This window comes from Streptomyces sp. NPDC043853 (genome assembly GCF_056436025.1).
The window spans coordinates 162,291-182,803 of record NZ_JBWKDJ010000016.1 but is presented as its reverse complement, the minus strand read 5'-3'; the positions used below and the strand labels follow the sequence as shown (position 1 = coordinate 182,803).

General features: G+C 69.1%; 20 protein-coding genes and 4 pseudogenes. 17 read left to right on the top strand and 7 right to left on the bottom strand.

Annotated elements, in window-relative coordinates; translation table 11 throughout:
- Positions 1-284: 284 nt before the first annotated feature.
- The 12 genes and pseudogenes from AC067U_RS32150 to AC067U_RS32095 form a co-directional block, all read left to right on the top strand.
- Positions 285-494: pseudogene (locus tag AC067U_RS32150) on the top strand (helicase associated domain-containing protein); the annotation flags it as partial.
- 176 nt (positions 495-670) lie between these two features.
- Complete coding sequence (locus AC067U_RS32145; protein ID WP_478833340.1) at positions 671-1,045, top strand: PadR family transcriptional regulator; 375 nt, start codon at positions 671-673, stop codon at positions 1,043-1,045.
- Positions 1,042-1,599, top strand: coding sequence for a hypothetical protein (locus AC067U_RS32140; RefSeq protein WP_478833339.1), 558 nt, complete (start codon positions 1,042-1,044; stop codon positions 1,597-1,599). The genes AC067U_RS32145 and AC067U_RS32140 overlap by 4 nt, the downstream gene beginning before the upstream one ends.
- Positions 1,600-2,312: 713 nt before the next feature.
- Positions 2,313-2,699 carry a hypothetical protein gene (locus AC067U_RS32135; protein WP_478833338.1) on the top strand — a complete coding sequence of 129 codons (387 nt, stop codon included), beginning with the start codon at positions 2,313-2,315 and terminating at the stop codon, positions 2,697-2,699.
- On the top strand, positions 2,699-3,301 hold the full coding sequence (locus AC067U_RS32130) for a hypothetical protein (protein ID WP_478833337.1): 603 nt from the start codon (positions 2,699-2,701) through the stop codon (positions 3,299-3,301). The genes AC067U_RS32135 and AC067U_RS32130 overlap by 1 nt, the downstream gene beginning before the upstream one ends.
- A gap of 398 nt (positions 3,302-3,699) precedes the next feature.
- Positions 3,700-4,110, top strand: coding sequence for a TnsA-like heteromeric transposase endonuclease subunit (locus AC067U_RS32125; protein ID WP_478833336.1), 411 nt, complete (start codon positions 3,700-3,702; stop codon positions 4,108-4,110).
- A 455-nt stretch (positions 4,111-4,565) separates the two neighbouring features.
- On the top strand, positions 4,566-5,219 hold the full coding sequence (locus AC067U_RS32120) for a hypothetical protein (protein ID WP_478833335.1): 654 nt from the start codon (positions 4,566-4,568) through the stop codon (positions 5,217-5,219).
- Between the two features lie 104 nt (positions 5,220-5,323).
- Positions 5,324-6,067 (top strand): annotated as a pseudogene (locus tag AC067U_RS32115) (IS110 family transposase); the annotation flags it as partial.
- Positions 6,068-6,944: 877 nt separating this feature from the next.
- Entirely contained in the window at positions 6,945-8,585 is a 1,641-nt protein-coding gene (locus AC067U_RS32110) for a penicillin-binding transpeptidase domain-containing protein (RefSeq protein WP_478833334.1), read from the top strand.
- Between the two features lie 93 nt (positions 8,586-8,678).
- Positions 8,679-8,771: pseudogene (locus AC067U_RS32105) on the top strand (IS5/IS1182 family transposase); the annotation flags it as partial.
- A 583-nt stretch (positions 8,772-9,354) separates the two neighbouring features.
- A complete protein-coding gene (locus tag AC067U_RS32100) occupies positions 9,355-10,596 on the top strand; it encodes an IS110 family RNA-guided transposase (RefSeq protein WP_478833333.1) in 1,242 nt (413 codons plus the stop codon).
- A gap of 52 nt (positions 10,597-10,648) precedes the next feature.
- Positions 10,649-10,972 (top strand): hypothetical protein, encoded by a 324-nt coding sequence (locus AC067U_RS32095; protein ID WP_478833332.1) that lies wholly within the window; start codon positions 10,649-10,651, stop codon positions 10,970-10,972.
- Between the two features lie 103 nt (positions 10,973-11,075).
- Here AC067U_RS32095 and AC067U_RS32090 read toward each other — a convergent pair whose 3' ends face one another.
- Positions 11,076-11,360 carry a ribosomal protein L7/L12 gene (locus tag AC067U_RS32090; protein WP_478833345.1) on the bottom strand — a complete coding sequence of 95 codons (285 nt, stop codon included), beginning with the start codon at positions 11,358-11,360 and terminating at the stop codon, positions 11,076-11,078.
- Positions 11,361-11,810: 450 nt separating this feature from the next.
- Between AC067U_RS32090 and AC067U_RS32085 the strand changes: the two genes are divergently transcribed.
- Positions 11,811-13,262 carry an NF041680 family putative transposase gene (locus AC067U_RS32085; protein WP_478833331.1) on the top strand — a complete coding sequence of 484 codons (1,452 nt, stop codon included), beginning with the start codon at positions 11,811-11,813 and terminating at the stop codon, positions 13,260-13,262.
- 37 nt (positions 13,263-13,299) lie between these two features.
- On the opposite strand, the gene AC067U_RS32080 is transcribed toward AC067U_RS32085, so the two are convergent.
- Positions 13,300-14,115, bottom strand: coding sequence for a hypothetical protein (locus tag AC067U_RS32080; RefSeq protein WP_478833330.1), 816 nt, complete (start codon positions 14,113-14,115; stop codon positions 13,300-13,302).
- 470 nt (positions 14,116-14,585) lie between these two features.
- Here AC067U_RS32080 and AC067U_RS32075 point away from each other — a divergent pair.
- Positions 14,586-15,396, top strand: a pseudogene (locus AC067U_RS32075) (zinc-ribbon domain-containing protein); the annotation flags it as partial.
- Positions 15,318-16,001 carry a zinc-ribbon domain-containing protein gene (locus AC067U_RS32070; RefSeq protein WP_478833344.1) on the top strand — a complete coding sequence of 228 codons (684 nt, stop codon included), beginning with the start codon at positions 15,318-15,320 and terminating at the stop codon, positions 15,999-16,001. The pseudogene AC067U_RS32075 and the gene AC067U_RS32070, both read left to right, overlap by 79 nt.
- Positions 16,002-16,100: 99 nt before the next feature.
- On the opposite strand, the gene AC067U_RS32065 is transcribed toward AC067U_RS32070, so the two are convergent.
- Together AC067U_RS32065 and AC067U_RS32060 are read right to left on the bottom strand one after the other, a co-directional pair.
- The gene (locus AC067U_RS32065; RefSeq protein ID WP_019072426.1) at positions 16,101-16,304 is read right to left on the bottom strand and encodes a cold-shock protein; all 204 of its coding nucleotides are present in this window, start codon (positions 16,302-16,304) and stop codon (positions 16,101-16,103) included.
- 234 nt (positions 16,305-16,538) lie between these two features.
- Positions 16,539-16,889 (bottom strand): MerR family transcriptional regulator, encoded by a 351-nt coding sequence (locus AC067U_RS32060; protein WP_478833329.1) that lies wholly within the window; start codon positions 16,887-16,889, stop codon positions 16,539-16,541.
- A 912-nt stretch (positions 16,890-17,801) separates the two neighbouring features.
- On the opposite strand from AC067U_RS32060, the gene AC067U_RS32055 reads away from it, so the two are divergent.
- Complete coding sequence (locus AC067U_RS32055; RefSeq protein WP_478833328.1) at positions 17,802-18,332, top strand: ATP-binding protein; 531 nt, start codon at positions 17,802-17,804, stop codon at positions 18,330-18,332.
- Positions 18,333-18,719: 387 nt separating this feature from the next.
- Entirely contained in the window at positions 18,720-18,893 is a 174-nt protein-coding gene (locus tag AC067U_RS32050; RefSeq protein ID WP_478833327.1) for a CsbD family protein, read from the top strand.
- Positions 18,894-18,974: 81 nt separating this feature from the next.
- Here AC067U_RS32050 and AC067U_RS32045 read toward each other — a convergent pair whose 3' ends face one another.
- The 3 genes from AC067U_RS32045 to AC067U_RS32035 form a co-directional block, all read right to left on the bottom strand.
- Positions 18,975-19,382, bottom strand: coding sequence for a DUF2267 domain-containing protein (locus tag AC067U_RS32045; protein WP_478833326.1), 408 nt, complete (start codon positions 19,380-19,382; stop codon positions 18,975-18,977).
- A 106-nt stretch (positions 19,383-19,488) separates the two neighbouring features.
- On the bottom strand, positions 19,489-19,884 hold the full coding sequence (locus AC067U_RS32040; RefSeq protein WP_478833325.1) for a DUF2267 domain-containing protein: 396 nt from the start codon (positions 19,882-19,884) through the stop codon (positions 19,489-19,491).
- 106 nt (positions 19,885-19,990) lie between these two features.
- A complete protein-coding gene (locus tag AC067U_RS32035) occupies positions 19,991-20,425 on the bottom strand; it encodes an Hsp20/alpha crystallin family protein (RefSeq protein ID WP_478833324.1) in 435 nt (144 codons plus the stop codon).
- Positions 20,426-20,513 lie beyond the last annotated feature (88 nt).

Genomic DNA, 20,513 nt, shown 5'->3' with positions numbered 1-20,513 from the left:
GTGGTCAACTTCCCCTTGGGGACTCGTGACCACGACCCTGGCCCATTCCGTGACCACGAAGCCTCAGAAGTTGGGGAAATCGCTGACCGTTCACAGACCTGGCACGGCGAAGACATCGGCCGGTGGCTCGCCACCCAACGCCGCGACTTCCGCCAGCTCAACGAGGAGCAGCAGCGCCGGCTGACCGAGCTCGGGGTAAAGCCTGCACGGGCCGTAGGGCGTCCTAGGGCGGCCGCCGAGCCCGGCACGACCACTACGTCCGGGCGGGCGCGGAAGCCTTCCACAAGGGCTTGGCGGCCCTGCAGCAGTACCAGGCGCGGGAGGGCTCGCTCATGAGGATTCCGCGATCGCACATGGAGACCGTGCACCACAGCGGACAGAAGGTGGAAGTACGGCTGGGGGTGTGGGTGACCAACCAGCGCCAACGCCGCGCCAAGCTCAACGCCGACCAGCTCCAGGCCCTCGCCGCCCTCGGCATCGACTGGGCACGGTAGCCGGACGCGGCTTGGGCGCGTTACCGTGCGGGCCTTCTGGTCTCGGTCGACACGTAGTGGGCGGGTGGTCGACGGCCTGCGGCGCGGCCGCCGCCTGGCAGGCTCGATTGCTCGGAGTTCCCGGCACGTCCCAAGTCTCTTGTGATGCAAGGTACTTGCCGAGTATCTTGTACCGCATGACAAAGGAACTGTCCGCAGCCGGTGACCAGCGGCGCAGTCAGCTCCTGCGCGGCGCACTCGACCTGTGCCTGCTCTCACTGATCGCCGAACGCCCCAGGTACGGCTTCGAGTTCACCGAGGCGCTCACCGCCGGCGGGCTGGAGCTGGTCAGCGACGGCAGCATCTACCCGCTGCTCGCCCGGATGGAGCGGGCAGGGCTCATCTCTTCGTACCGCGCTCCGTCGCCGAGCGGAGGGGCCCCGCGCAAGTACTACCGCCTCACCGAGACAGGACACGCCGAACTCAGCAGCGGCCGGGCCGAATGGCTCGCCTTCACCGGGCAGGTGAGCCGCATCCTGACCACCACGGAACCGGGGGGAACCACACCATGACCAACGCGCAGATCCTCGCCGCCTGCCGCAGCAACTGGGAGTACCGGGGGATCGACGACGCCTCCGTGAAAGAGATGCTCGACGAGCTCTCCGCCCACCTGGAGGACGCGCAGGCAGCCGGCGGCACGGCGCAGGACGTCATCGGGGGCAACGTCCGTACATTCGCCGCCGCATGGGCGCGGGCACGCACCCCCCTCCCCCGCCGCATGCTGCGCACCGCATCCCTGGGGTGCTTCATCACCGGCTGCCTCCTGCTGTTCTCGTACCTGACCCGGTGGACCACCACCCTCGACATCACCCCCGGCTACCTCGCCTTCTGGACGGTACTCGGCACGGCCACCGTCGCCTGGCGGCTGCGGCGCGGCAGCCTCGGCATACGCCGGAGCTGGGCCATCGCCCTCGCCGCCGCCCTGCCCGCGGCGCTCCTCACCCAATGGCTGGCCGGCGACGGGGTGCTGTTCGAACTGCCGCTGTGGGCAGCGCCGCTCCTGCTTCTCCCCGGAGTGCCCTACGCCATCGCCGACGCACGCGCCAGGAAGAACAGCCGAGCCTGAGCTCCTTAGCTCCCGCTGGGCCGCGGCCAAGTCCTTGCGAAGACGGCGGCCACGTGCCGTCCCCGCGGCACGAACCCGCTGATCATTCACGCCGAGCTCGCCGAGCCGCCTCCGCAAACGGTTACGGCTACTACAGCAGGCGCGGCGCGGAAGCCCTTCCACGTGGCCTGCAGGCCGTGCGGCAGTACATCCAGCAGGAATGACCACCGTGGTCAGCCGAGCCCACATCGAACACCTCCCCAACGGGACTGAGCACCGGACCGGGGCGCAGCTCACCGCCCTGGCCGCACTCGGCATCCACTGGTGATCGGAACCGGACCTGTGCTGCGGGTGGCGCCGCTCGCCCAGGAGACAGTGTCCTCGTTCCTCGGCCGGATAGCAGACTCCTGCGCCATCGACGCGGGCGAGCTGCGCTCCTGCTGGCAGTGGCGTAACCAGGCCCCGCGCGTACCAGGGGTCGCCGGCCACCGCCCCGACGCCGAGATCCTCCTCAACCAGGCCGGACGCCGCGTCCTGGCCGAACTGTGCCGCACCAGTGCGCAGAACCTGGCCAAGGCCCTGCCCGCCTGGAACAGAGCACCAGAAGTGTTCGGGACGGACGACCAAGCCCCTCAGCCAGCGGGCCTGTGGCGCGCGGGCTCCCCCGTTCACGCCTCCGTCGCGTACGCCTGCGGTCCTGTACCGCCCGGCGCACCGGCCGGCCGGCCACCGCCATGCGGTACCGCGACGGCTGGCAGCGGGTGTGCGGGCGTCACCGGCAGTGGGCTCCGGACGCCAGCGACGGTCACGGGCTGCAGCACCTGGACCTGCGCCACTGCCCGGACATCATCACAGCGCAAGCCCGGTGGGCCGCGGTGGCCCGCCGTGCGCGGCGCGCCGGGTGGGAGCCGGGCGCGGTGTTCGCGCTGGCCCGGGCGGTGGTGTGCCAGTGGTGGGACCAGGCCCTGGAATGGCCCGGGGAACGGATCTGGCCGGCCCGTCTGCACCAGCTCGCCGGAGGTGACGCCGGCCAGCAGTTCTGGTGGTGGCGTGCCGTGGCCCGCGAAGCCGCCACCTTCCCGAGCTGGTCACGGTCGCCGCCTCACTGCTGGATCCGGTGATGCCCGGCCTGGTCCGGGAGGATGGCAGCGGCAAGCGGGTCCGGCCGATTCCGGCCGACGGAGGGTTCTGCCACGAGCTCGGCAGCCGCCTGGGACGGCCCTGGCTGAGTGAGGAAGCGGCCGCCAACAGCAGTCCCTCGCTGCTGGCCTGGATGGGCGCGGTCCTGCGCGAGCACCGCGGCACCAGCGTGCCGGGATGGGACCGGGACCCCTGGAAGGTAGGGCGTGAAGACCAGCCCCTCTCTGTCACCGCGCAGCTGCGGAAACTCGCCGCACGCGCCGATGGCACCATCAGCTGGCGGGCCTCGGTCTCTTCCGGGGAGCGGGCCTGGATCCAGCACCGGCTCAGCGAGGCCATCGAGCTCCTGACCGCGCTGGACCTCCACGACACCGGGCACCTCGCCGCCGTCACCCGGCACCTGATCGACACCCTCCACCAGGGCATGCACGACCTGGACCAGGCCATCGTCGCCATCGCCAGCACCGCACACACCGGGGGCGTCCCTCTGGAACACCTCAGCTCCTGGACCCGCATTCCCTCACCGGAACTCAGACGCGACATCGCCGAACACCGCAGGGCAATGGAAGACGACGGCTGGTAGGCGGCTGCCCGACGCATTGGTGGCCGCGCTGTCTCGCCTGGTCTGGCTCCGGCTGCAACAGAAAAGCACCGGCCGTGTCCCGCTCATGGGATGTAGCCCGTTCATTCGCGTGACGCTCCTTGGCGACCAGTGTTTCTGAGCACGGTTCACGTACTTGGCTTAACGCTGTGAGCAGTCGCGCAGACGTAGAGGGCCGGCCCGGGGCTGGTTGTGAGGCAGTGTTCAAGGATGTGTCGGGATGTGTGCAGCAGCTTCCCTGGCAGAAGGCCGCCGCATCCGTCTCTTTCGAGGAACTGCCGCCGGTCGCGGCTTTTCCCGTGATCCCGGGGAAGCGGTGGGCGCCTGGCTGGTGGTAGTCGGCGACCACCGGGCGGCATGTGGTGCACGGGTCTGCGGCCATGCTGTCCCAGCTGATGCTGCCCGACCGCGACCCCGGGGTCACCGGGCTGGCCGGGCGGCCTGTACGGGTGGTGTGGCGCGACAAGACGGGCACGGTGCGGTCCTGGGTGCCGCAACTCTTCGCCCGGTACACCGACGGAACAGCCCTCCTGGCCGACTGCCCCGCGGCCGCCGGCGGGGGCGGGGAACGGGCGCTCCTGGCCGCACAGTGGGTGGGTGCGGTATGCGCGGAGGTGGGCTGGTCCTACCAGCGGCTGGAGCCCGTGGACCGGGTGCTGGCGGCCAATGTGCGGTGGCTGGGCTGGCTACCGGCACCCGCGCAATGCCGGCGGGCCGGAACGGGTCGCAGCGGTCGAGAGCGCCTTCCGGGAGCCGCGGCCGCTGATCGAAGGCGTCCACGCGGCAGGTGATCCGATCGCGGTATGGCCGGCGGTGTTCCACGCGCTGTGGTCCGGGCGCCTGACCGTGCCGCTGTCCCAGCCTCTACACGAGCAGGTCCTGGCCCACTGGGACGGCCGCGCCGGTGTCGCCAGCGAGGAGGCGTGATGGGACGCAGTGCTGAACGGCGGCCGACGGTCGCGGTCGGCGGGCACGTGGTCTTCGAAGGCCGCACGTGGCAGGTGGTGGCCATGGACGGCGCTGTCGTACGGCTGGTTGCCGAGGACGGCACCGTCACCTCTGTGCTGGCCGGCTATCTGTGTGCGGCTGCCGACTTCGCCGTGGTCGGGGCCCGGCCTGCGGCGGGGGTGCCGCAGCGGGGCTGTTCGAGACAGTTCCGGTACGGGAGCAGGAACGGGCGCTGGCCTGGCAGCGGCACCTTCAGGAAATCGAGTGCGGCCTGCCCGGCGGACCAGGCAGTCAAGGGGTGCCCCGGCCGGCGTACGCGCTGGAACGGCCGATGGGCGAGCGGGTGGAGGCCAAGGCCGCCGAGCTGGCGTCGCTCGGCTGGACGGGAGTGAGCCCGGTAACGATCCGCAGTATGCGGGCCCGCTACCGCCGCCAGGGCCTGTGGGGACTGGTCGACCACCGCACCACCAAACCCTCCAGCCGCACCGGGCGCGCCGAAGATCAGGTGATCACAGCAGTGCTGGAGGCGCTGCGGCGTCAGCGCGGGCACTCCAAGGGCACACTCGCCGGGCTGCGGGAACTCACCCGGCAGGTCCTGGCCGAGACCCACGGCCCCGATGCCGAAATGCTGCTGCCACCGGTGTCCACGTTCAACCAGCTCATGCGCGCGGTGGCCGACCCAAGAGAGCTACCCGGCCGCCCCGCCCGAACCGCGGCCAGCCCGGCCCCGCCCCTCACCCCCACAATGGCGCTGAAGGCCGGGGAACAGGCCATGCTGGACACGACACGCCTGGACACGGTGTTCTCCTCGCTCACCAACCACGCCACGAGAGCTACGACGGCGAGACCTGGCCCTGCGATGACCTGCTCGACCTCGCGTCACCCTACGGAGATCACCCTGACTACCCCCGACGCCCCTGAGGCCGAGATCGTTTTGCGGGACAACCCTTAGGGGCATGACCACCGGCCTTTCCGCAGGTCGGGAGGCTCTTCGTAATGTGGATGTGGCGATCGGTGCCTGGGACGGCCGGGAGAGGGGACGACCGGAGGACGCACGTGATCGACGTCAGCGACATCGGCGCCTTCCTCGGCCTGGACGTCGGCAAGGGCGAACACCACGCCACCGCCGTCACCCCGGCCGGGAAGAAAGCCTTCGACAAGCGCCTGCCCAACAGCGAGCCCAGGCTCCGCGAGGTCTTCGGGAAACTGCAGGCCAAGCACGGAAACGTCCTGGTGGTGGTCGACCAGCCGGCCTCCATCGGCGCCCTGCCGCTGGCGGCGGCGAGGGACATGGGCTGCCCGGTCGCCTATCTGCCCGGACTGACGATGCGGCGGATCGCTGATCTCTATCCCGGCGAGGCCAAGACCGACGCCCGCGCCGCGTTCGTCATCGCCGACGCGGCCCGCGTCATGCCGCACACGCTCCGCTCGGTCGACCTCGAGGACGAGGCCATCGCCGAGCTGGAGATGATCGTCGGGTTCGACGACGACCTGGCCGGCGAAGCCACCCGCATCAGCAACCGCCTGCGCGGTCTGCTGACGCAGATCCGCCCGTCGCTGGAACGAGTCCTGGGCCCGAGAGTGCAGCACCCAGCCGTGCTCAAGCTCCTCGACCAGTTCGGCTCCCCCGCCCAGATCCGCAAGGCAGGACGCCGCAGGCTCGTGACCCTGATACGCCCGAAGGCGCCACGGATGGCCGAACGGCTGGTCGAGGACATCTTCACCGCCCTGGACGAGCAGACCGTCACCGTCCCGGGGACCGAGGCTGCCGCCCTGATTGTCCCGAGCCTCGCCGCCTCGGAGACACCCTCGCCAATCTGATCATCAGCATGCACGGACACATCGTTCCAGACGCCCCGAACCCACACCCGACCAGCTTGACCAAAGACATAGGGGCACCCCCCCACACACACTTCACCGCCCCCGACACTGATCCGTCACGCAAGATCACGCAACGTCGTCATCATCCCGGCTTGCTCACCGTGAAGGCCGGGGTCACCAGTAGCAGCGAGTGGAGCCCGGTTCCTGGGGGCGGGCAGCAGCGCGTTTCTCGTCCGCGATCCGCTGCTGGTCTCGCCGCAGAGCGTCTGCTCGGGCCTCCGGGTGACGGGTGGGCCGAGGGTGATCGCCTCGGTGCTGGCCACCGGGGCCAGCGAGTACCGGAGGGGCGATTTACTGGACCGCGTAGGCAGGTGGAGACGGGCCACACCGGCCGGAAGCTCGGCACGCAGCGCTCCGTGCCAGCGGATCCACAGCGCGGGGCGCCCGCGGAGTGCTTCGTCTCGGAGCTTGTCCACGGCGGTGCTCTCGTCCGCGCGGTCGATCTCCACGGCGATCGGTGAGCCGTCTTTGCGAATCACGCGCAGGTCCAGGTAGGCGGACCAGGACGGTGACCAGTAGGCGATGCAGCCTCCGTTCTTCCATACGGGGCGGCATTCATGCAGGCGTTGCACTGACACGAAACCGAGAAATCGCAGCGGACGCTCGCTTCGCAGCTTGAGTCCGCGTATGGCACGAATCGGTGTGCGTTCCGGTCGGGTAACGATCGGTTCTGGCGGCTCAGGGGTGATATACGGCCCCCGTAGAGTGCATACGTATCTATGTCTTAAACATGTTCAAGTGAGCATCGTTCTTACGCCGGGTCGTCCGTATGGGGCTCTTGGGGAGGGACTGCACCATGCGCAGCGGAGTGAAGACCGCCTTCGTCGGCAGCGTGTTCGCCCTGGTGGCGGGCGGGGTGGGGTTCGCGGGCTACGAGATGCTGGGCGGGGACTCGGACGGTGCGGGCCTCGGTGACACGGACGCCGCGCCGCTGAACGCGTCCGGGGAGGTTACGGCCGAGGAGGTCGAGCGGACATCGCGGGACTTCCTGGCGGCGTGGGCCCGCGGGGACGCGGACGCGGCGGGGACGCTGACCGACGACCCGGCGGCGGCCGCGGAGGCGCTGCGCGGCTTCCGGGAGACCGGGCATGTGGAGAACGCCGTGGTCACGCCGGGCGTGGCGAGCGGCGCCACGGTGCCGTACACGGTGAAGGCGACCATCAGTTTTGAGGGGCACGAGAAGGAGCTGGCGTACGCCTCGGAGCTGACCGTGGTGCGGGGCAAGAGCAGTGGGCGGGCGCTGGTGGATTGGCGGCCGGCGGTGCTGCACCCGAAGCTGATCGAGGGCGCGATCCTGCGGACCGGTGAGGCGAAGACGGGCTCGATCCAGGCGTTGGACCGCGAGGGCCGGGAGCTGACCGCCGAGAAGTACCCGTCGCTGGCCCCCGTGCTGGACACCCTGCGTACCCGGTACGCGGACGGGGCCGCAGACGAGCCCGGCGTCGAGACCTGGATCGAGCCGGCCGACACCGACGCGCCGAACCGGACGCTGCTCACCCTCGTCAAGGGAAAGACGAAGAAGGTCCAGACGACGCTGGACGCCGACGTACAGGCCGCCGCCGAGCGGGCGGTGAAGAAGTACGACCGAGCCTCGGTGGTCGCCGTCCGGCCCAGCACCGGCGAGATCAGCGCGGTCGCCAACAGCCCGGTCAGCGGGTTCAACGTGGCAATGGAGGGGGCGCAGGCCCCCGGCTCCACAATGAAGGTCGTGACCGCGGCGATGATGCTGGAGCACGGCCTGGTCGGCGGGCCGACCTCCCCGGTCGAGTGTCCGAAGGAGGTGACCTGGTCGGGCCGGACCTTCCACAACAACAAGAACTTCTCCATCGCGAACGGTACCTTCCGGGACAGCTTCCGCCGCTCCTGCAACACCTTCTTCATGAAGGCGCTGGGCCCGCTGAACGCCAAGGGCGTGGAGGACAGCGCCCTGAGCCAGACGGCCCGCAAGTACTTCGGCCTGGGCGGCGTGTGGTCCATCGGGATCGTATCCACCGACGCCGACATCCCGGTCTCGAAAGGCCCCGAGACGGCCGCCTCCTACATCGGCCAGGGCAAGGTCACCATGAACGCCCTCAGCGTCGCCTCCCTCTCGGCGACCGTGAAAAACGGCGCGTTCCGCCAGCCGGTGATCGTGCCCAGGGAGATGATCAAGGGCGAGCTGACCACAGCCCAGCCGCTGCCCGGGAACATGGCCGCCACCCTGCGCAGCGTGATGGGCGCCGCTGCGACCGACGGCACCGCCGCCAAGGCGATGTCCGCGGTCAGCGGCGACAAGGGAGCCAAGACCGGGTCGGCCGAGGTCGACGGGCAGAGCGACTCCAACAGCTGGTTCACCGGCTACGCGGACGACCTGGCCGCCGGCTCGGTCGTCCAGTCCGGCGGCTACGGCAGCGGGCCGGCGGGCGACGTCGTCGCGTCCGTGTTGAACGCACGGTAGGGCGGAGATGGTCCGGTCGGCAGCGCGGAGACGGCCGGACGGGCCGAGGCGCATGACAAATCCGTTGGTGATCACTGGGTGGGTGAGTGCGGAGTCGTCGAACGCACCCTGTCGTGGATCACGCAAGCCCGGCGGCACGCAAGAGACTACGAACGACTCGTCCAGCACAGTGAAGCCCTCATCACCTAATCCGTGGTTAAGAGCGGTCCGGCCGGATGAGAACCGTGCGGGCTGTTCGAGTATCAGGGCTGTCACATCTGTCTCCACCTGGGCTCGCGAGGCCTCCCGTAGATCGGTGGACGGCCCCTGGCGCTCTTGGCGGCGGCGGTCGGCGGGGGTCGAGACAACGCCTTCCGTTAGCCGGGCATGCGACGCCTCCACGGAGATCGCGCGGGTCTCGGCGTCTCCCCGGCCTCCGCCACCTTGATGGGTGTTGGCGCCCGCAGGTGCCGGACGGATGTCTTCTCATCACCAGGCCGCTCAGGCCTTTGCCCAGAGGGACGGCGTCCGGCACCTTCGGCCGTCAACACCCATCACCTTGATCACTCGTTGGTGTTGGTGGTGCGAGCCCGCGCCACGGTGACCTCTCGTAACGCCCGAGCCACCTGAGCTCCCGCATAGACCGAGGCCCGTGGAGTGAGCTGGTGCCACGAACGGCTACTGAGGTGGCGGACCGACCCTCGCGTCGAGTCCTGGGATTAGGTCGCTGCGTGGTCCCGCATGAGCTCGTGACCAGTACAAACGCTCGAACATTGGGAGGGGAAAGATCTTGATCTACTGCGGCATCGACTGGGCGGAACGCACGCACGACATCGCCCTGGTCGACGACAGCGGCAAGTTACTGGCCAAGCGGCACATCACCGATGACGCCGCTGGCTACAAGATCCTGCTGGATCTGCTCGCCGAGTACGGCGACACCGAAGAATCCCCGATCCCTGTCGCGATCGAGACATCCCGGGGCTTGCTAGTCGCGGTGCTGCGGACCGGCAAGCGGCAAGTGTTCGCGATCAACCCGATGGCCGCCGCCCGCTACCGCGATCGCCACTCCGTCTCGCGCAAGAAGTCCGACCCGGGCGACGCCCTGGTCCTGGCCAACGTGCTGCGGACCGACATTCATGCCCACCGGCCACTTCCCCAGGACAGCGACCTGGCCCGCGCCCTCGCTGTCCTCGCACGCGCCCAGCAGGACGCCACGTGGAACCGGCAGCAGATCTCCAACCAGCTCCGATCGCTGCTGCGCGAGTACTACCCGGCCGCTCTCGCAGCCTTCGAATCCTGGAAGAACGGGCTCTGCCGGCCCGAGGCCCTGGAGCTCTTGAAGGCCGCCCCGACGCCGACCAAGGCGGCTCGGTTGACCCGCACACAGTTACAGGCCGCGCTCAAACGGGCCGGTCGCCAGCGGGGTATCGCAGCCGAGGCCGAGCGGCTCCGCGACATTTTCCGAGCTGACTGGGCCCACCAGCCGCAGCTCGTCGAGGACGCACTCGGCAAGCAGATGCTCGCCCTCCTCGTTCAGCTGGAGGCCGCCTGCACCGCAACCGACCACCTGGCCGAGGCGGTCGAAGAAGCATTCCCTCAGCACCCGGACGCTGAGATCATCCTCAGCTTCCCCGGGCTCGGCACCCAGCTCGGCGCCCGGGTGCTCGCCGAGATCGGAGACGACCGGCGGCGGTTCGCCGACGCCCGCGGACTGAAGGCATACGCCGGCGCCTCGCCCATCACCCGCGCGTCCGGCAAAAAGTCCAGCATCACCCGACGCTGGGTGAAGAACGACCGCCTCAACCACGCCGGCTACCTCTGGGCGTTCTCCGCGATCACCGCCTCGCCCGGCGCCAAAGCCCACTACCGGCGACGACGCGACAACCACGCAGACTGGCACGCCGCCGCCCAGCGCAACCTCTTCAACCGCATGATCGGCCAGCTCTACCACTGCCTCCAGAACGGCGAACGGTTCGACGAACTGGCCGCCTTCCCCCCACCGCCCTCGGCGACCGAGTCGGCTGCCGCCTGACCTGCGCCAACGCACCTTGCCCAGATCGCCCACGGCAGTCGATCATTCACGGATGAGACCCGAAGTTCAGGCCTTCGTCGCTGGCGGCCCCCTCCCCGACTGGGACACCGACGACGAGGAGCTCGTAGACCGGCGGTTCAGGCAACTGGAAGCCATCTCCGCGCCAGTCACACCCGACGAGGCGCATGCTCTGGCTGCCTGCTTCGGACCCGACGACTGCTACGGCATCGCCTGGTCGCTGCTACACCTGATCGAGACCAGCCCAGGACCGCTGCCGCCGGTGACACGACCCGGCCCCGACGCCGACGTCTGGCATCACACGCTCTGGAACCGCTGGGGAAACCATGAACTCACCGACGAGGACTTGACGCGTTAGAGCCCTGAGGTGTCTGGGCCGCCATCACCCTCATGACCCGCCGCATCACTCAGAAGAAGAAGCTCAGCCCCTCCCACCTCACCCAGGCAGCCTGAACCGGCCGTTACTCGGCCGCAGCCGGCGGGCGACTCGCCCGGCAGGCCTCCGCAGGCCATGGCCCCTTGCACGGGGCCGGGTCGACAGGGGCGGCTCCTCGAGTGATGGTCCAGTCGCACCAATCGCACAGCACTGCGGCACGGGCGCCCGCGTCCTCAAGGGCCCTGGCCGCCTCATCAGCGACTTCGAGCCAGTTGGGTTCCGTGACCGCTACGGGCGCGCTGTCGAGCAGAACCTTGCTGTTCCAGAGGCTGAGGCCAGTGACCGTTCGAATCGCACGAACCGCCTCCACCTTCCGGTCACAGCCCCTGTCAGCAGGACTCGAAAGCCTGGCTCTTCCATACACCCTCCCCAGCCACCTCAAGGTCTCCACCCAGTGAACCACCACCGCAACAGCTGATTGTCATGGGCGGCTCAGACACAGGCACTCAGCTTGTTCTTTATGGTCCGGCGCGAATGTCAGACCCGGTGCTTAGGGTCCTGGCTGATGGGGCCGGTACTGGGGCCGCCAGCACTGGAGAACGGCAGCCTCCCTGGTCTGCACAGGGGTGGTTACGGCCCAACCGGCGTCCAGGCTCTGTTGAGGGCCACGAGTGCAGCCCGCCAGCCCGGCCTCATCCCTCGCTCGAACAGTCCGTCGAACTGACTCCCCCACGTGGGGATTCACCAGACACATGGGCGGCCTTCGCCCGATTCTGTGCTCCGACCAAGGAATGCACCGAACCATACGAAGGCCGTGGGAATGAGCGTGCCGCAACTTGATGCCCAGCGGGAAGCGTTCGCGGAAGCGTCACGCTTCAGGGTCGACTTCTACTCGTGCCTGCACGGACACCGTGACGAACTGTTCGAGCTGACGGACGCTTTGTTATGTGCGGACGGGCCGGTGAAGACACCGGTGGATCTGACTCTGCTGGCTGAGCACCGCCGCGGGCATGGCGCGTTGTACGCGTCCTTGAGTGACGGCCGGATCGACGCCAGACGGCTACGGAGAACGCTTGCCGCGCTGTCACAGCCGCAGGCTGCCGACGGCCGGCTCGTCCTGGCGGTGGACGTGAGCAATTGGCTCCGGCCCGAGGCCGAGTGCAGCCCGGAGCGGTTGTTCTGTCACACCTTCGGCCGCGGTCGGGACCAGCACCTGATGATCCCCGGATGGCCCTACTCGTTCGTTGCCGCGCTGGAGAGCGGCCGTACGTCATGGTGCCAGCTGTTGGACGCGGTGCGGCTCGGCCCGGAGGATGACGTCGCCGAGGTCACCGCCGTCCAGGTCCGCCGTGTCGTCGAGGATCTGATCGCTGGCGGACGGTGGCGCGAGGGCGACCCGGACGTCCTGGTCGTCTTCGACGCCGGCTACGACGCCCCGCGCATGGCCTACCGGCTCTACGGGCTGCCCGTCGAGGTCCTGGGGAGGCTGCGCTCGGACCGCGTCATGCGCCGGCCGACGCCCTCGCTCAAGGAGTACGCCGAGGCCTATCCCCGGGGCGGACGGTATCCGAAGCACGGCGAGGAGTTGCGCTTTGCCAAGCCTGAGACCTGGGGTGAGCCGTACGCCGCGACTGTCCAGGTCGCCGACCGCTACGGCACAGCCCGGGCGATGGCCTGGGACCGTCTCCACCCCAGGCTCACCACCCGCTCCGCATGGATCGACCACGACGGCGAACTCCCGATCATCGAGGGGACGCTGATCCGCCTGGAGGTCGACCGCCTGCCCGGCGGGGGAGATCCGCTGCCGCTGTGGCTGTGGTCCTCTGCCACCGGAATGAACGGCGCCGACGTCGATCTGCGCTGGCAGGTATTCCTGCGGCGCTTCGATCTGGAGCGCACCTTCCGGATGATCAAGCAGACCCTCGGATGGACACGGCCGAAGCTTCGCACCCCGGCAGCAGCAGACCGGTGGACATGGCTGATCATCGTCGCGCACACCCAGCTGCGGCTCGCCAGGCCACTCGCCGAGGACATCCGCCGGCCCTGGGAGCGGCCGGCCGAACCGAACAGGCTTACCCCCGCCCGAGTCCGACGCGGGTTCAGAAACCTCCGCCCGACTTTGCCGTGTCCGGCCCGTGCGCCCAAACCCAACCGGCCCGGCCCCGGCAGGCCGCTCGGCTCCAAGAACCGGCAGCCTGCCACCCGCTACGACGTGGGCAAAACCGTCCGACGCCCCGAGACCATCATCGAACGCGACCGGGCCAGACCCTGACGAGTGTCGTGGGGGATCCCAATTTGGGCTCCACGTGTCAGATCGCGGTGGGGATGTAGCGGGTTGCTGCGAGCTTGGCCATCGTCCGAAGTCTCGCAAAGTAGGAGGCGCAGTACTCCGAGTTGATCAGGGTCAGGACCTTGTCGAGGTCGGCGATGCAAGCCCACAGGATGGCAATGCCACTGTCGTCGAGCCCACCGTTCAGCTCTCTCTGAACGAGGCCGGCGACGTCGGCGTCCAGGAGGATCAGCTCTACGCCCTCAACGTCAATACCGCGGAAGCTGTCCGGGTACAGGGCGCGCCGGTGTTCCTCCCACAGCCGGGCGAGTCGATCTTCAGGCTGCGCTCCGTTCATGTCGACAGCTCCCACCTCTGCCGCAGATGGTGGGGGAAGGAGCAGGGAAACAGCATCGAAGACAGCACGCAACATGGTGATGGCCCTGACCGGGCCGAGGGCGGCACTTGTCACAGTGCCCCGCGTGAGACTGTCGCGCAGTAGTCGACTGCGGTCGAGCTCGGCAGCGAGTTCGACCGGGATGAGCCCTGCATCGGCGGCCCGCTCGACGAGGTCCTGGACCGGTTCGTCGATGGCCAGACGCTCGGCAAGGACGTGCTCCAGAGCGAACAGGGAATGCGTGACGGCAACGGTGGCGAACTCGTACCGGTAGTAGGAGTGCCGGATGAGCTCGCGGGACGTTTCCATCGCGCTCATGACGTACATCGACGCGCCGCCGGGCAGAACCAGGTCGGCCACCAAGGCGTCCATGCCCGCATAGTCGAGAACGACGTCGCGCACACGCGGGTCCGCTACTGGCAGAGGGGGCGGGCCGGGCAGCGGCGGCAGGGTGTTCACCAGCGCAGTCTTGTCGTCTGAAGGCTCGCGGTGCCAACGGATTTGCTCGGGGCGGTTGGCGACCCGGTGCCGCACGTCGCGGCTGGCCCGATCCGACCTTAAAGAACAAGCTCAGGCGGGGCGGGTCGATGTAGCGCATCTGCGCCTCTGTCCTGCACCTCCACCCGGACGCTCCCACCCACTGCACCACCGCCCGGGTGATGGACTGGGTCGCCTCTTTGCCGGTCAGGCCGGTGAAGGAGAAGCCGGTCTCGGACAGGTAGGTGCGTAAGGAGATGGCGAGGCTCTCGTACTCGCTGGCCTCCGTCGGTTCATCGGCCATCCGGTGATTCTCTACTCGCCCACTGACAAGGGCCGGAGAGTGACGGCGATCATCGTCAGGGCGTCCGGCCGGGCCATCCGACGGTGAATCGCTCCAGCCTGATGACCTCGGCAAAGGCGTGTCAGTGACGCGTCCTACGGTGCGTGCTATGACACGTCGTACTCGTTTCCTCGTCAACGAGCACCCCACCGTCGCCGCCCAGTGGCACCCGGAGCTGAACGCCGACCTGGACCTGGCGCAGATCGGTCCCGGCTCTCACAAGGCTGTGTTCTGGCGGTGCGACGACGGGGCACGTCTGGCAGGCCCAGGTCCATTCCCGTGTCGCTGGGACCGGCTGCCCGCAGTGTGCCGGGTACGTTCCCCGTGGCCGGGCCACGCTCAGCGAGCACTCGCCCGGTTTGGTAGCGGAGTGGCACCCGCGCAACGACGCTGCACCTGACCAGTTCGGGCCCGGCTCACAGCGCAAGGTCTGGTGGCACTGCCCGGTCGGGCACGAGTACCCGGCGCGAATATCCAACCGCAGCCGCGGCACCGGCTGCCCGGCCTGCGCGAGGGCCGGCCTCGATGCACCGGACAGGCGTTTGGCCGACATGCCCGAGCTGCTCGCCCAGGTGGACCCCGACAGCGCACCGGCCGACGTGGCAGAACTGCTGGTCAACTCCCGCGTACGACTGGGATGGCGCTGTTCCCGGGGACACCGCTGGGAGGCGAAGGTGAGCCACAGGACCGTCGCCGGATCGGGCTGCCCAGCCTGCGCCCGGAGGAAGCGCGCTCCCGCTCTCCCCGAGGCGCGGCCGGACCTGGCGGTGCAGTGGCACCCCGAGCGCAACGACGGACTGGAGGCCGAAGCTGTGACCGCCGGTTCGCACCGCCTGGTCTGGTGGAAGTGCACCGTGTGCGCCGGCGAGTTCCGGGCCAAGGTGTTCCACCGCGTCCGCGGCATCGGCGCGTGCCCCTCCTGCTCCGGCCGGGTGCGCTACCAGGCGCTGTCGAGCGAGAGCCCCGAGCTCGCGACGCTGTGTCACCCGTCCTTGAACGATGCCCTCACCCGGCGGAAGAGACCGCCGGGGCCAACGTGCCGGTCTGGTGGCTGTGCCCCGCCGGGCACGAGCCTTGGTTCGCCCAGGTGGCGCACGTGTTCATGGGCAGGCAGGGCTGCCCGCGCTGCCGGAAGCGGACAAGCGTCTCCCGGCAGGAGACGGAACGTGCCCACGTACAAGGCCCTGCCCCGCTTCACCGCCGACCTGGACCGCCTCACCCCCGAGCAGCGCCGCCGCTTCCACCAGACCGTGACCGCCTTCGTCGAGGACCTGCGCACCGGCGCTTCCGCGCCGGCCTCCGCGAAACGCGTGAGTTCCCCGATTCCTGCGCCTGCTCGCAGTGGAACCCGTCTGGACATCGGACTACCGTCCCTGGGAGCCGACAGGTTCCCCAGATCAGTGCCGGCCTCGACCTATGGGCCGCGGGGTGGCCACCTGGGCCCCGTTGCCGCTTGGCCTGGCTGCGCTTGGGGACCCGACAACGCTGCGTCCTCGTCGCTGGGGCGCGGCAAGCACATCCCTGATGCCGGCGCCCCGATCTCGTCTTCCTACCTTCCGACCGCCGCCCGCGACTGACGCTTCGAGCGCGGTCGCCGCGAATCTGCGGGCGGCGGTGGAGACGGTCAGGCCGGGTTGATGTTCTCCGCCTGCGGGCCCTTCTGGCCCTGGGTGACGTCGAACGTCACGGCCTGGCCCTCCTGGAGCTCACGGAAGCCGGAGGAGTTGATCGCCGAGTAGTGAGCGAAGACGTCCGGACCGCCACCGTCCTGCGCGATGAAGCCGAAGCCCTTCTCCGCGTTGAACCACTTCACAGTGCCCGTAGCCATAGCCAAGCCTTCCAGTCGATGTACGCCTCCGCGACGTGCGGAGGCGGAGGTGATCGCCCTGGTTCCTGCGACACGGCACAGCAAAATGTCCACGCCTTCGGCGTGGGCACAACGGCAACATCCGAACCACGACAGCTAACCCAGACGGTACACGCACACACGCCCTGTCACCAGAGCAGAGTGGTCGCGTCACGGCAGCGCCCCCGCGCCGGGCTCGGACGGCAGCAGGCCGCTTCAGGAGGCGGCCGGTGGCCTCGCTTCTTCGGCTGCCCGGCGGTATTCGGCGTTGAGCCGCTGAGCCTCTTCGAGCTGGTCCTCGAGGATGACGATCCGGCAGGCGGCCTCGATCGGGGTGCCCTGGTCGACGAGCTCCCGGGCACGGGCGGCGATCCGCAGCTGGTAGCGGGAGTAGCGTCGGTGTCCGCCGGCGGAGCGGAGCGGGGTGATGAGGCGGGCTTCGCCGATGGCGCGGAGGAAGCCCTGGGTGGTGCCGAGCATCTCGGCGGCCCGGCCCATGGTGTAGGCGGGGTAGTCGTCGTCGTCCAGGTGGCCGTCGAGCGGGCCCGTCGGATCCGGTGCTGTCATGGAACCTCTCTCGTGGAACGCGTTGAGGGGCCCTGGCGCCTATGGCACCAGGGCCCCGAAGGAACTGCTACACCATCTGCCGACCCTGATCCTGCGTCGGCCTTCTGTGTCCGCCGGCCCGACCGGAATGCTGTCGGGGCTGCGGGGATCGCGGTTGCTTGACCGGAGACCACCTCACTATCGATGTCCTGCGGTACCCGGGCTCCAACTTCCGCCCGGGCGATCCTGATGGCGTCCCGTTCCTCCGTTCTTCCCTCGGTGATCAACTGCTTCAACTATGGGTACTACGAACTACTTGTGTTGCCGATACTGCGTACTGCTCGTGGCCTTATCCAGCGCCACGTTCCGGCAGCCGGCCTGTCGCCCATCCTGCGTCTCCTCGGGCTTGGAACCCCACTGCCGAACCTCCCGGTGCGCGCGCCCGCAGCCGACGCCTTCACCGAGGTACCGCTCACTGACTTCACTGCTGGGTACTGCGAACTGCATTCACTGCGGGTACTGCCACTGCGTTAACTGCGGTACTGCTTGCGGCGGCCCCTGATCACTGCGGGCCACCCGGTGCGGTCACCAGTCCCGTCGCCGTCCTGCAACCAACCTGGCTTCGAAACTCCGCCACCGCACCGTCCTGCGCACTGCAACTGCGGTTGTTGCGGTCTTGCTGCCCGGCAGTTCGTCTCTGCCGGGCCCTTCGATCTCTTCGGGCTACGTACGAAACCATACCAGTGCCACACCTCAATGTCTACATTGACCAACATAGATTTTTGTGGATTCGAAGATGAGGTAATCGGCCTCGAGCAGCGACACCGAAGGACGCAGTGGCGGCCGCTACCGGGTAGCCCGCCCCTGGCCGGGGCACAAGCACTGGGCGGAAATGCCCCGCGCGGAGCGCCCCAGGAGACCGAGGTGAAGTTGATGGACACGATGATCCTCCGCGTGGCGGCGGCCCCCTCCGCCCCCGCCATCGCCGACGCTCGCGAGCGAGCCCGGGACTTCCTCGAGGTCCTGGCACCCCGGCTCGGAGTCGAGGCCGCCGGCACCGTGGTCCTGGTCGTCTCGGAACTCGTCACCGACGCCCTGCGCCATGCCGGCGGCACCTGCACCCTGGACTTGACCGCCCACCCGGACAGCATCGAGGTGGCCGTGCACGACCCGAGCCCACGGGCGCCGCGCATGCGTACCCCGGCCCATCCCAAGGCCAGAACCATCACCGTCTCCGCATACCCGCCCCCAGCCGTCCCGCGATCGGCGAGCCGAGGTGCGGGCCCGGGGCGAGAGGAGGGTCATGAAGCTCGAGATGCCGCCCCCTTGGGCGGTCGAGGCGGCGAGCTGCAGCGAGGCGCCGCTCTCTGTTGTCTCCGGCCTTGTCCAGGGAGCAGGCAGAGCAAAGATCGTCTGGATGCCCCGCACCGTGGTGCCCACGGAGCAGGAGAATCGTTTTGCTGACGTGAGGCCGATCATGGGAGCGCGCCGAGTCTGCACCGACGGAAGGGCCCTCTTGTGATCCACGCTTCGCTGGTGTGTCAAGGCTGCTCCGGCACCCTCTACGCGTCTCCACCCAAGGCGGTGCCGCATCCCTGCCCACCTGGAAGGTCGACCACGACCACACCCAGGCTGCCTGCCCTGTGCGCCCTCTTCTGCCGCTGGAAGGGACAGCCGCCCACATCCAGGAACTGCCCCACGCCGGCCACGTGCTGACGCAGCAGGCCTAACACCGTCGGGCCCGCCGGCCACGGGGGTCACGCGATGGCGCGCGCCCCTTCGTTTAGGAAGGGGCCAAGCGGTCATACGCGGCGCTGTAGGACCTTTCCACGGAGCAGGGAGTGATCAGCTGTGTCTGGTGAGCAGAAGGCCGAGGCGAAGATCGAGCAGGCCAAGGGCAAGCTCAAGGAGACCGCCGGCCGCCTGACGGGCAACGAGCGACTGACCGCCGAGGGCCGAGCGGAGCAGGCCAAGGGCGACGCCCGCCAGGCCAAGGAGAAGATCAAGGACACCTTCAAGCACTGAGACTCCGCCTCAGACGACGGGTCCGGGACCGCAGCTGCGGTCCCGGACCCGTTTCGTATGTGCCCGTGGGCCGGGCCCCCGTCAGGCGGCGGCGGGCTCGGGCCGGCGCAGCTGTGCCTGGCCGAAGAGGAGGGCGTAGTCGTCGGGGAGCTGGCCGAGGATGCGGGCGAGGAGGTCGGGGCCCGTAAGTCGGGTGACGACGGCGAGTACGGCGCCGGTGTCCCAGCGGGCGACAGCCGGGCTCACCCCGGTGCGGGCTGCCAGGTCCTTGACGAAGCCCCAGCCGGTGAGGTGTTCGGTCTCGGGGATCTGGGCGGTCAGCGTGAGGGCGGCTTCGCCGGGCAGCACCTGGGCGAGGTCGACGCGTTCGTCGCCGGTGAGCTGGCGGCCGAGAGCGGACAGGACCTGGTGGACGGCTTCGGCGGCGCGTTCGCGGGTGGGGTAGGCACCCTCGTAGCGCACGCGTTCCAGCATCTGGTCGAACGTCATGGCCGGCTGGGAGGCGTTCGCTCGAGGCTGGTCGTACACGGCTGTGGTTGCCTTTCTGTGCGGAAGGTCCGGCCATGGGCCGGTGGCGGTCAGGTGGACTTGCCGGTCAGGCGGGCTGGGGGCGGCCGAAGAGGAGGTCGTAGCCGGGCGGGAGCTGGAGCAGGACCTCGCGGATGAGGACATCGCCCGCGGCAGCGGCCGCGGTGGACAGGACCGCGCCGATGTCCCACAGGGCGGTCTCCTCGGTGGCCCCTTCGATCCAGGCCGCGGTCGCCCGGACGAACCGTTCGGGGGAGAGTGGTTCGGCGGCCTGCAGCGGGTTGAGGAGGATCAGCGCGTATGTCTCGGGGAGCCGGGCGGCGAGCTCGGCGCGGACCGTGCCGACCAGGTGTGCGCCGAGCAGGGCCAGGACGACGCGGGCGACACGGTCGGCTTCCCCAGCGGTTTCGTACTCGCCGCGTTCCTGCACGTGGGCCAGGAACGACTCCCTGCGCATCGACATCGACATCACCTCCGGGGAGGGGTGAAGCAGGTCAAAGAAGGGGGCGGAGGGCGGGTGCCGGAGGGGGATCGGCTCTTCCCCGCCCTCCGCTGGCTGCGGGTGCGCTTCAGGCGGAGATCTGCTTGGGGCCGGCGTCGGCGCGGATGCTGATCTTGCGCGGCTTGGCACGCTCGGCAATCGGGATCCGCAGGGTCAGGACACCCGCGTCGTAGTCCGCCTCGATGTGCTCGGTGTCGAGGGTGTCGGCCAGCATGATCTGGCGGGAGAAGACACCCAGCGGCCGCTCGGAGAGTTCCACCTTCACGGAGTCGGCCTTCAGGGCCGGGCGGCGCTCCGCCTTCACGGTCAGCATGTTCCGCTCGACATCGATGTCGATCGCGTCGGTGCTCACACCGGGGAGGTCGAACGCGATCACGTACGCGTCGCCGTCGCGGTAGGCGTCCATCGGCATGACCGACGGCTTCGACCAGGTCCCCGACGTACCCGAGAGCTGCTGGACGATCCGGTCCATCTCGCGGAACGGGTCGGTGCGCATCAACATCGCGAAACACCTCCAGTTGGTTCAGGCAGAAACTGCCAATGCGCTTCAACGTGCTCCCGTTGTAACATGTCATCGGAACGATGACAAG